Origin of the sequence: Clostridium sp., assembly GCF_047777555.1 — a bacterium.
Taxonomy (GTDB): Bacteria; Bacillota; Clostridia; order Clostridiales; family Clostridiaceae; genus Clostridium_H.
The window spans coordinates 207,990-219,854 of record NZ_JBKEEV010000002.1 but is presented as its reverse complement, the minus strand read 5'-3'; the positions used below and the strand labels follow the sequence as shown (position 1 = coordinate 219,854).

At 30.9% G+C, this 11,865-nt stretch carries 10 protein-coding genes and 1 pseudogene; 10 read left to right on the top strand and 1 reads right to left on the bottom strand.

Translation table 11 applies throughout. The annotated features are described in order from the left end of the window. The first annotated feature begins 48 nt into the window (after positions 1–48). Together glmM and ACFWTK_RS04160 are read left to right on the top strand one after the other, a co-directional pair. On the top strand, positions 49–1,401 hold the full coding sequence (gene glmM / locus ACFWTK_RS04165; RefSeq protein WP_415874861.1) for a phosphoglucosamine mutase: 1,353 nt from the start codon (positions 49–51) through the stop codon (positions 1,399–1,401). Between the two features lie 244 nt (positions 1,402–1,645). Next, positions 1,646–2,790 (top strand): IS3 family transposase gene (locus ACFWTK_RS04160; protein ID WP_374045498.1). Its coding sequence is split into 2 segments (ribosomal slippage): positions 1,646–1,883 and positions 1,883–2,790, totalling 1,146 coding nucleotides; the frame shifts between segments, so codons are not numbered across the junction. Here the strand turns inward: ACFWTK_RS04160 and ACFWTK_RS04155 are convergent. Beyond that, positions 2,770–3,597 (bottom strand): IS1595 family transposase, encoded by an 828-nt coding sequence (locus ACFWTK_RS04155; RefSeq protein ID WP_415875156.1) that lies wholly within the window; start codon positions 3,595–3,597, stop codon positions 2,770–2,772. The genes ACFWTK_RS04160 and ACFWTK_RS04155 overlap by 21 nt on opposite strands. Before the next feature lie 179 nt (positions 3,598–3,776). On the opposite strand from ACFWTK_RS04155, the pseudogene ACFWTK_RS04150 reads away from it, so the two are divergent. From ACFWTK_RS04150 to ACFWTK_RS04115, 8 genes and pseudogenes are all read left to right on the top strand, one after another. Beyond that, positions 3,777–4,514 (top strand): annotated as a pseudogene (locus ACFWTK_RS04150) (mannitol-1-phosphate 5-dehydrogenase); the annotation flags it as partial. A gap of 491 nt (positions 4,515–5,005) precedes the next feature. Continuing rightward, on the top strand, positions 5,006–6,832 hold the full coding sequence (gene glmS, locus ACFWTK_RS04145) for a glutamine--fructose-6-phosphate transaminase (isomerizing) (protein WP_415874860.1): 1,827 nt from the start codon (positions 5,006–5,008) through the stop codon (positions 6,830–6,832). 311 nt (positions 6,833–7,143) lie between these two features. Continuing rightward, positions 7,144–7,635 carry a flavodoxin gene (locus tag ACFWTK_RS04140; RefSeq protein ID WP_415874859.1) on the top strand — a complete coding sequence of 164 codons (492 nt, stop codon included), beginning with the start codon at positions 7,144–7,146 and terminating at the stop codon, positions 7,633–7,635. Between the two features lie 136 nt (positions 7,636–7,771). After that, positions 7,772–8,215, top strand: a complete 444-nt coding sequence (locus ACFWTK_RS04135; protein ID WP_061858451.1) for an NUDIX domain-containing protein — start codon at positions 7,772–7,774, stop codon at positions 8,213–8,215. Between the two features lie 78 nt (positions 8,216–8,293). Next, on the top strand, positions 8,294–8,974 hold the full coding sequence (locus ACFWTK_RS04130) for a class I SAM-dependent methyltransferase (protein WP_415874858.1): 681 nt from the start codon (positions 8,294–8,296) through the stop codon (positions 8,972–8,974). A 755-nt stretch (positions 8,975–9,729) separates the two neighbouring features. After that, positions 9,730–10,056, top strand: coding sequence for a hypothetical protein (locus ACFWTK_RS04125; RefSeq protein WP_415874857.1), 327 nt, complete (start codon positions 9,730–9,732; stop codon positions 10,054–10,056). 317 nt (positions 10,057–10,373) lie between these two features. Next, the gene (locus ACFWTK_RS04120; RefSeq protein WP_415874856.1) at positions 10,374–11,129 is read left to right on the top strand and encodes a class I SAM-dependent methyltransferase; all 756 of its coding nucleotides are present in this window, start codon (positions 10,374–10,376) and stop codon (positions 11,127–11,129) included. A gap of 191 nt (positions 11,130–11,320) precedes the next feature. Beyond that, the gene (locus tag ACFWTK_RS04115) at positions 11,321–11,776 is read left to right on the top strand and encodes a hypothetical protein (protein WP_415874855.1); all 456 of its coding nucleotides are present in this window, start codon (positions 11,321–11,323) and stop codon (positions 11,774–11,776) included. Positions 11,777–11,865: the final 89 nt, after the last annotated feature.

Below are 11,865 nucleotides of genomic sequence, written 5' to 3'. Positions count from 1 at the left end.
ATATAATAAGTGATGGTATACAAAAAACATGTGAAGAGAGGTAGCAATATGGGTAGATTGTTTGGAACAGATGGAGTTAGAGGAATTGCCAATAAAGAACTTACAGCTGAACTTGCCTATAAGCTAGGAAGAGCAGGGGCCTTTGTTTTAACAGAAGGAACTCATAAGCCAAAAATATTAGTTGGAATGGATACAAGAATTTCAGGAGATATGCTTGAGAGTGCTTTAGTTTCAGGTATTCTTTCAGTAGGTGCAGAGGCGGTTTGTGTAGGTATTATACCAACACCTGCTGTAGCATATCTTACAAGAAAATATAATGCAGATGCTGGAGTTGTAATTTCAGCTTCTCATAATCCTGTAGAATACAATGGAATTAAGTTCTTTAACAGTAATGGATATAAGTTAAAGGACGAATTAGAAGATAAGATACAAAGCATAATCGAGGGCGGCTTTGATGGAGTGCCAAGTCCAACTGGAGCTGATCTTGGAAAAAAGGTTACGGAAGAAGCAGCCTTAGAGGATTACATACACTTTGCTAAGTCAACTATAGATGTGGACTTAAAAGGGCTTAAAGTAGCTTTAGATTGCGCTAATGGAGCAGCATATGAGGCAGCTGTTGAGACATTTAGAGAATTAGGTGCAGAGGTTGAGGTTATAAACAATGACCCTGATGGAATTAACATAAATAAAAATTGCGGTTCAACTCATCCAGAAGAATTAATGGATTATGTTGTTAAAAAGCAATGTGATTTAGGACTTGCATTTGACGGAGATGCGGATAGATGCTTAGCTGTAGATGAAAAAGGAAATCTTATAGATGGAGACTTTATACTTGCTATTTGTGGAAAATACCTAAAAGAACAAGGCAAGCTTAAAGGAAATATGATAGTAACAACAGTAATGGCAAATTTAGGCCTTGATATAGCCCTAGAAAAGGAAGGAATGTCATCTATAAAAACTAAGGTTGGAGACAGATATGTTCTTGAGGAAATGATTAAGGAAGGATATGTTCTAGGTGGAGAGCAATCAGGGCATATAATATTTTTAAATCACAATACTACTGGAGATGGCCTTGTAACAGCTCTTCAAGTGGCATCAACAGTTAAGAGAAGCGGTAAAAAGTTATCAGAACTTGCATCAATGCTAACAAAACTTCCACAAGTTTTAGTTAATGCAAAGGTTCCTAATAATATGAAAGACATACATGAAAAAGATGAAGAAATAGCAAATGAAATAAGAAAAATAGAAGAACAACTAAAAGGAAAAGGAAGAGTTTTAATAAGACCTTCTGGAACAGAACCATTAGTAAGAGTAATGCTAGAGGGAGAAAATCAAGAGGAGCTTGATAAGATAGCACATTCTCTTGCTAAGATGATAGAGGAAAAAGCAAAATTAGCTTAGAAGATTAAAAGCTTAGGAAGTTAGATTTTTACACGCTTTCTAAGCTTTTTTTATGTACGTTTACGGTTAATTTCAAATTTGTCATAAAAAACATATCCTTAATTTGAACTTGTTAAAATTGAAAACGTATACCCAGTCATTTATTATAATAAGTGTAATAATTTAAATAGTGGTGTTAGTATAATATTGTAGACACAGAAAGCCGAACACTTTAAAATATTAATAAGAAAAGGAAGTGTTTATAATGGCAAGAGGTCAAAAACATTATACAGAAGAATTCAAAAATACAATAGTAGAATTATACAACTCTGGTAAGAGTTTAGCAGAGTTGAGTCGTGAGTATGCCCTATCAAAATCAACAATAAATGGATGGATATCAAAAAAGAAGCCAGTTTCAGTAGATAAAGATACAACTATAACAGCAGAAGAATATAAAAATTTATTAAAGAAAAATGCAAAACTTGAAGAGGAAATTGAAATACTAAAAAAAGCTATGGGCATATTCGCAAGGAAGTAACTAGTATATTTGAATTCATTACTAACAACAAGAAGTATCATGATATTAAGCTTATGTGTAAGGTTCTGAAAGTATCGCGTAGTTCTTATTATAAATATTTAAATAAGAAACCAAGCAAGCGTGAGCTTGAGAATGAAATCATATGTAACAAGATTATAGATATCCATAAGGCAAGCAAGAATCGATATGGAGCACCCAAAATAAACGAATCCTTGAAAGCTGAGGGAATAAATATTAGTTTAAAGAGGACGCAGCGATTAATGAAAAAATTAGGGATAAAATCTATAACTATAAAAAAATATAGACCCACATCATCTAAAAGGAAGATAGAAGAACAAGAAAACGTTTTAAAAAGAGATTTCCAAGCTAATACTATCAATGAAAAATGGGTAACTGACATAACTTACATTCATACTGTTAAAGATGGCTGGTGCTATTTAGCTTCAGTAATGGACTTATATAGTAGGAAAATAATTGGCTACGCCATGTCTAGATCTATCGATACTTCATTAGCTCTACGAGCTGTTAAAAATGCTATAGAGCTACAAAAACCTACTAAACCCTTAATCCTCCATAGTGATTTAGGGTGTCAATATACAAGCAATGCTTTTAAGGAATACATAGCTGCAACAAAGATTATTACACATTCATTTAGCTCCAAAGGATGCCCGTATGATAATGCTTGTATTGAATCTTTCCATGCTTCATTGAAAAAAGAGGAAGTTCATATAGTTAAATACTTTGATTATGATACTGCAAGATTAGCAATCTTTGAATATATAGAATCCTGGTATAACAGAAAAAGGATACATAGTAGCATAGGATATATAACTCCTCAAAAGTGTGAGGACTTAGCTAAAAATTCTGCATAATTTGTTCAACTTTTTGTGTCCAAGATATTGACATAGGTCCAACATCCATTCTTTAAACTGACTATGCAGGTTGTTTATATGATTAATATGATATATACCGTTCTTGTAATGCCATCTCATAATTCGTTTATGGTCCAATTTAAAGTCCTTTGCGAATTGAATGTAACTCTTGTGGCTGTCTGTACAAATTATAGCACCCTCATTTATACGACCATCATAAAGTCTTTTAAAATCGCTATTACTAACTCTACCTTTACAAACCATCTCCATTATTAAGTTTCCATTTCTATCAATTGCTGTGGCTACACACACTTGTTCATTACTAATACCACGCTTCTTGATTTGTTTCCCTCTCTTGCGAGAAGGTCTTGGCATAATAAATCCGCTTTTCTTATGATTACCTTTAAAACTCTCTGCTACAAAGGTTTCATCCATTTCAATTACGCCATCGACATCTCCGATACCCATAAACATACGGATTGCGTCAAGTATCTTATGTCTCATATAGAATGAAGTTTTTACACATACCTCAACTATTTCAGCACTTTTTCTTATCGTGTAACCAAGCACCATACATTTAGCGTACTCTATCCATTTTTCTAAAGGCAGTTTGGTACTTGATAAAGCAGACTTGGTAAAATCATTAAATGTTTTATTGCAACTTTTGCACTTGTATCTCTGCTTTCCATTTAATTTGCCATTTTTAACAACGTGTGTAGAGTTACAATGAGGGCAGACTTCCCCCCTTGAAAATCTTGCTTTCCTACAATCTTTTGGTAAATTACGAGTAAGTGAGTTAAGTGTCATTACTTCACCTATGAAATTAAATAATTCCTGTAATTCAGTATCAGAAAGACTTCTAATATCTGATTTTATATTAACTACACTTGCCATAAACTCACCTCTCTAAATGTATGTTTTAGACTTATTATAACACAATCCGAGAGTTTTGTATATCATATCATTATTTATGTCTAACATAGCCAAAATTAAAAGCTTATCTAAACGAGAAAGTAGGATTCCCAAATAGTGCAGTAGACAGAATAGTTCCTAATGTAAATATTGAAAAAGAGCTTCCAATAGATGTTGCAGTTGAAGATTTTTACGAATGGGATATTGAAAAACATAAAGTAAAAATCAATGATAATATAAAAGGTGCAGAATATGTTGACAATTTAGGACCATATCTTGAAAGAAAGTTATTTTTACTTAATGGTGCTCATGCAACAACTGCTTATCTAGGCTATCTTAAAGGATATACATTTATACATGAAGCTATAAAAGATGAATTTATTAGACACGTTGCTTTAGGATTTCACTCTGAAGCATCAAAGGCTTTAAGTGAGAAGTATAAAATAGAACTAGGATCTTTAGAAGCTTATGCAAAGAAGATAATAGGAAGATTTGAAAATACTTATTTACAGGATGAGGTTTATCGTGTAGGACGTGATCCTATTAGAAAACTATCTGGTAAAGATAGGTTGGTAACTCCACTTAAGCTTTGTCATGAGTTGAATCTTGGATACGAAAATATTGCAATTGGTATAGCAGCAGGATATCTATTCAATTATGATGAGGATAATAAAGCACAAGAGATACAAAATGGTATAAAGGCTAATGGAATTAGAAATACAATTGCTAAAATATCAGGATTATCAGAAGACAGTAAGTTAACTGATATGATTGTAAAAAAATATGAAGAATTAAAAATATGTTTTAATTAAATTATATTGGGGAGTAGTTAAAATAACTTCTCCTCAATTTTTGTAAAAGATAAATTTAGATTAAAAATGTAAAAAAATTTTAAAGATTAATATATAAGTAGTATTAGCATCACAAATAAATTGACATAAAATATAATATAAAATATAATAGATTGGAAGCTTGAAGACTGTAATCATTACATTAATATAATAAAGAAGGGGGGAAGAAGGTAATTAATTAGTATGAAGCGCTAGAGGTTAAGAATATCTGATTAGTTGAGTAACTTTGGACAACTAAATCAAGGAATTAGATTTTCACTTAACCTGACGAGGATGGGGAGTATCGAAGATTTCAGCGGGTGCCCCACGGTACAAATACTACCGTTAAAGGCTAGCAAAACTGGGAAGCAATTTTCAGCACAAATCTAGTCGGGTATTTAAATACAAGCTTCCTTTTAAAGATATGTAATAGAATTACAGTAAGTATTAATAGTATTGAAAGGAAGATAATTATGTGTGGAATAGTAGGATATTTAGGACCAAAGAAAGTTGCACCTATATTAATTGAAGGACTAAGCAAGCTTGAATATAGAGGATATGATTCAGCTGGTATTGCAGTTATTGAGGAAGGAAGCATTGCTGTCCAGAAGCGTAAAGGAAGATTAGTAAATCTAGAAGAAAAACTTAAGGAACATGAATTAAATGGAACTATAGGAATTGGTCATACTAGATGGGCAACTCATGGAGAACCATCTGACACTAATTCACATCCACATGTTAATGAGGATGGAACTATAGCAGTAGTTCACAATGGGATTATAGAAAACTATCTTGTACTAAAAGAATGGTTATTATCAGAGGGATATAAATTCAAATCAGAAACTGATACAGAGGTTATTCCTCATCTTATAGATTACTACTATGATGGAGACTTACTAGATGCAGTAATGAAAGCTGCTAAGAAGCTAGAAGGAAGTTATGCTATAGGAGTAATTTGCAAAGACGAGCCAGATAAATTAGTAGCAGTAAGAAAAGATAGTCCATTAATAGTGGGAGTAGGCAAAGATGAAAGCTTTATAGCTTCAGATATTCCAGCTATATTAAACTATACTAGAGATATATATCTACTTGAAGATAATGAATTTGTACTAATCGATAAAACTGGAGCTAAGATATATAATTCTAATAAAGAAGAAGTTAAGAGAGATATCTACCATGTAACATGGGATGCTAATGCGGCTGAAAAAGGTGGATATGACCACTTTATGTTAAAGGAAATTCATGAACAGCCAAAGGCTATTAAAGATACATTAACTTCAAGAATAATGATTGGAGAAAAAGTTAAACTAGATAATATTAAATTAACTAAAGAGGATATTGAGAACATAGATAAAGTTTATATTGTTGCTTGCGGAACAGCTTATCATGCTGGAGTTGTAGGAAAAGCTGTTTTAGAAAAATTAGTAAAAATACCAGTAGAGGTAGATGTAGCATCAGAATTTAGATATAGAGAGCCATTATTAAATGAAAGAACTCTTATGATTGTGCTAAGTCAATCAGGAGAAACAGCAGACACACTTGCTGCTTTAAGACTTGCTAAAAGCAATAATGCAAGAGTAATTGCAATAACAAACGTTGTAGGAAGCTCTATAGCAAGAGAAGCTGACGATGTACTTTATACTTGGGCTGGACCAGAAATTGCAGTTGCATCAACAAAAGCATATGTAACACAACTTATTACTATTTATATTGTAGCATTATATTTTGCTGAGCTTAAAAATAGCGTTAAGAGAAATGAAATAGAAAAGATAAAAGCAGAATTATTAAATCTATCAGAAAAAGTTGCTGAAATTCTTAATGATGAAGAAAAGATTAAGAAAGTAGCTTATGAAATAAAAGATAATGAAGATATGTACTATTTAGGCAGAGGTCTTGATTATTTAGTAGCTATGGAAGGTTCTTTAAAAACAAAAGAGATTTCATACATTCATTCAGAAGCATACGCAGCTGGAGAACTTAAACATGGTACTATTGCATTAATCGAAGAAGGAACACCAGTAATTGCACTAGCTACTCAAGAACATTTATTTGAAAAGACTTTAAGTAATGTTAAAGAAGTTACAACAAGAGGCGCAAAAGTTTTAGGAATAGCTATGGAAGGTCATGATCACATCGAAAAGATAGTTAATGATGTAATATATATACCAAGAGTTACACCTATACTAGCACCAGTATTAGCTGTTGTACCACTTCAATTATTATCATACTATATAGCTAAAGGTAGAGGCTGTGACATAGATAAGCCAAGAAACTTAGCTAAGGCAGTTACTGTTGAATAGTAGGTATAGAATATAATTGAATTGTTGTATTCTAAAAATAAACTCGTTCAAATGTAAAAAAACTCGTTAAAATAGAAAAAAAGTTGTTCAAAAATAGAGGGAAAATCAGGCATAAAAAAGTCTGGCTTTCTCTCTTTTTATTTGAGATAAAATAGAGAAAATATTATCGTTTCAATTTTATGGTCAATATTTAACTTGGCATTAGTATATAGAGTAATTGCCTCAATAAGCAATTTTAAAAAGAAATAAGACAAAAGTAACTTAGATTTTAGTAATTTCAATGTATAATAGTAAAGTAGGAGGTATTATATATGAGCAATATACTGATTGTTTATTATTCATTGTTCAAGTTCACAGAGAGTTTGGCATTGGAAATAGCAGCGCAAACTGGCGGCGACTTAAGAGAATTAGTTCCTGAAAAGAATTATTCCTTTGACTATAATACTGCTGTTAAAGAAGTAAGAAATCAGATTTCTCGAGGATTTTGCCCTAAATTGATATTTGGAAATGAGCCAATAGATTGTTATAAAACAATATTTATAGGTTCACCCAACTGGTTTAAAACAATAGCACCGCCAGTCTTGAGTTTTCTTAGGCAGCATGATTTTACAGATAAAATAGTAATCCCTTTTTGTACTCATGGAGGCGGAGGATTTGGTAATATTGAAAAGGATATAGCAAAAGAGTGTCAAAATTCCATAATACTACCAGGTTTTTCTGCACAAGGGACTGTTTCATCAACTGAGGTTATGAATTGGCTTAAAAACAATCAAAAACAGTTAAAAATTAATAAAGAATTATAATCCACTACATGATAATAAACTTCCCAACTTATCCCTATTTAGAAATGACTTTATTTTAAAATTTACTGCAAGAAATAAGAAATAAACATAGGCAAATGGGTGGAAATAATGTAGAAAAGGAGACGTATAAAAAGTTATGAGTAATTATCCTGAACCAACCGTCAGTGCAATTATATTTAATCCTGAAGGGAAAATATTGATTTGTAAATCCCATAAATGGGGAAATAAATACGTAATTCCAGGAGGACATATAGAATTAGGAGAAAAAATGGAAGAAGCGTTGAAAAGAGAGATATTAGAGGAGACGGGTTTATATATCTATGACATTAAGTTAATTAGTTTAAAGGAGAGCATATATAGTGATACGTTCCACGAGAAAAAACACTTTATTTTTATTGACTATGTTTGTAAGACAGACTCAAGTGATGTTGTCTTAAATGATGAGGCAGAAACATATAAATGGATTAATATAAATGAGATTGAGCATTATGATTTAGGTGGATTTACAAAAGAATTATTGTTAAAGTTAAAATATAAAGATGAATCTAAAGATTGCGTAAAGATATTTTATAATTATTAAAGATATGAACCATTGTGGATTGATATAGATAACTTGTGATTTAAGTGGACATAAATCTTATTTAGGTAGGGAATAAGCATGGAAGATTATAATGTTGTAAAGACTGATTTCAATGAAATATCAGAACTGGATGAGCCAAAATGGAATCACAACAACTGTTATTTTAATCAACTCATGAAACTGATACCGGATAATGTAGAAACTTGCCTTGATATCGGCTGCGGCAAAGGAGAACTTTCATTTATGTTGTCTGAAAAATCTAAAAGAGTAATAGCAGTTGACCTTGCAGATAAGATGATTGAGAAGGCAAAAGTTTTACATCCTAATAAAAACATAGAGTATATTTGCGGAAACATTCTCGATATGGAATTTGAAACCAATAGCTTTGATGTTATTATAACAACAGCTACTGCTCATCATTTGCCTTATGAATGGCTTCTGAGTTTTGCAAAGGATAAACTTAAAAAAGGTGGTAAACTTATCATATTAGACCTTGTAAAACCAAAATCATTAACTGATTATATTATATGGGGCAGTGCTTTTTTCCCTAACATAGTAATGAACTTGATAAAAAATGGCAGACTTAAAAAAGATGATGAACATGCAAAAGAAGTTTGGGAAAGGCATGGTAAACATGATACATATATGACCATGGATGAAATAAGGTCATTAGCAAATAAATATATACCCACATCAAAAATTAAGCGAAAACTTTTTGGGAGATATTTATTAGTTTGGCAAAGCATGAGTTTGGAATAATATATGGAATATAGCGTTTTTCATAATAAGAATACGAATATATAGGCGAGTAGTGTAGGAGATATTATTTTAATACAGTTAGAAAAATACGATAATTATATAAAATAGTAAGAGGAAATTTCAAAGAAATGTTGAATAAGATATTATAAACATTATATAATCTTATGAAAATAAAATAATAAAAATTAATCTTTTTCAGATATTGCCTTTAGGTGAATTAAAAAAAATTTTTTTAGTTGCCTAAAGGCAATATTATTTTTATCAAGTTTAAAAGTAATGTTTCAGAGAGAAGGTGTCTTTGTGGAGTCAGCTATTGTTACAATATTTGCGATAATTTCAATAGTTATTCTTGATATTTATGCAATTTCTGTTATAAAGAAAATATTTGATAACAGCAGGAAATAGGATAATGGTGATGAGGATTATATTAATGTTTTAAAAAATAGGTTTAAGCTCAAATGACTAAGGTCTTTGGGCTTTTTTTATTTCAATATAAGAACAATTTTCGTAAAAAAGATATCTATATAGAATTATCTTAAAAGCAGATCGTAAAAAAACATTAAAGTTGTTGACTATTGTCAAATATTTACAAAATATCAGATTTATGATATACTTATATTAATAATTTTGTAGAAAGGAGTTTAAAGTAATAATGAAAAATAAGATTAAAGAAGTTTTGGAAGATATTACATTTATGGGATTAGGAGTTATAGTCGGTACATTTCTAAAGAATTTATTAATAATGAGGTGATTTTATGGATGGATGTTCAATTATAAGTGTTGGAAAAAATGGATTTACAGAAATATTACAATTGGAACAAGTAGATTGGCAGCTAATAGAGCTTTACAAAAAAATTTGTGTCAACAAAGATGGAATGATATTTATCACCGATGGTAAACTAATTGATTTTGAAGTCAAAAGCGATAATATGATTATATGGAATATATATGATATTGAAGAAGCCTATGAGAGATGCATAGGTGATGTTGATGAAGAATACTATATGGAATTGATTGAGTATATCAAGGAAAACTATGATTCTAAAGATTTTATCAATAGTGAAGAAATAATTGAATTTTAGGAGGCCACAGTAGTGAAAAGAAAGATAGAATATTTAAAAAATAAAAAGAAATATAAATTTAGAATTAGCACTTTGCTTTAAATAAGAATAAGGCAAGGTGCTAATTTTTTTAATAAGGTTATCTTACTAACATTATAGAGATGAAAAATAGGGATTTTACCTTTATAAAAAAATAAGCAGGAAAAAGCAGATGCTTTTATAGGCTATATAGTGTAAAATAAAGGCATATGGTACACATTAGACAGATATTACGTACTTGTAAAATATTAAAGGAAATTAACGACTACTAGTGCTTTATATGGAGGAGAGAAGCTTATATGGATAAAAAATATACTGAAATTAACTCGAAGGTTATTGATAAATGGGTAGAAGAAGGTTGGGAATGGGGACAACCTATTAGTCATGAGGTTTTTGAAAAAGCAAGGAATAATGATTGGCATGTGGTATTAACACCTATAAAACCCGTGCCAAAAGATTGGTTTTGTGAAATGAAGGATGCTAAAGTATTGGGCTTGGCATCTGGCGGAGGGCAGCAAATGCCTATATTTGCAGCACTAGGGGCAAAATGTACGGTGCTGGATTATTCAGAAAAACAATTGCTTAAAGAAAAAGAGGTTGCGGAAAGAGAAAACTATGAGATTAAAGTAGTGAAAGCAGACATGACAAATCCTTTGCCTTTTGAAGATGAATCCTTTGATTTGATTTTTCATCCAGTTTCTAATTGCTATATAGAGGATGTTTTACCCGTTTGGAAAGAATGCTACAGGGTATTGAAAAAAGGCGGAATTTTATTGGCTGGATTGGATAACGGCATTAATTATATTTTTGATGATGAAGAGAAAATGGTGATCCGCAAACTGCCATTTAATCCATTGAAAGATAAACAACTATATGAAGAGTCAATAAAAAAAGATTGGGGAATTCAATTTTCACATACTATCGAAGAACAAATTGGAGGGCAATTACGTGCAGGCTTTGTCCTTACAGATATATATCAGGACATAAACGGGGCAGGTAGACTTCATGAATTTAACGTACCAACTTTTTATGCAACAAGAGCAATTAAAAGGTAAGAAACTAAATTGTGATAATCTTTAATATTGAACATTCCATATGAGATTTGCATTTAGGAAAGCTTCACTTTGCTATAATGCAAGTCTCATACTCCAGTTCAATATTAAAAATATTATTCATAAAATTTTCACGTGAATTGGTTAGGTATTTTATTAAAAAGATTATATAATTGGTTTTTGAGGTGAATAAAATGAAGAAATTGCTATTAATTTTGTGTATTAGTATATGCAGCATTATATTAGTTATAATGATGCCGTTTATTGCATTTACGTGCAAACAAATAAATGAGCCTTATACAGAAATTATTAATTCGAATTGGAATATGAAACTACCAAACTCATATAAAGAAATCTACTCAAAAGATAGTGGAGCAAGCTTTCATGGTGACGGAGAGAGATATCATATATTTGAATATGAGGATAAAGATATTATAAATGAGGCTTTAAATTGGCAAGAAGGTAAAAATGCAGAAGTTGAATCAGCAATAAGTGGGATTCTTATTCATTTGGATGTTTCACGGATAAATAGACCAAACTTTGATGAGGAATATATGTATTATTCTAAAACAGAAAAAGATAATTCACAAATATACTTAATATTCTTTCCTGATGCAAAGAGACTTTATGTAATTGAATATTTTATGTAATTGGAGGCCTTTATCATTAATATTGCAATTCTTTTATATCCATGTCAGACTATGCTAAGTGAAATCCTTGAAGGATTATATTCTTTTAA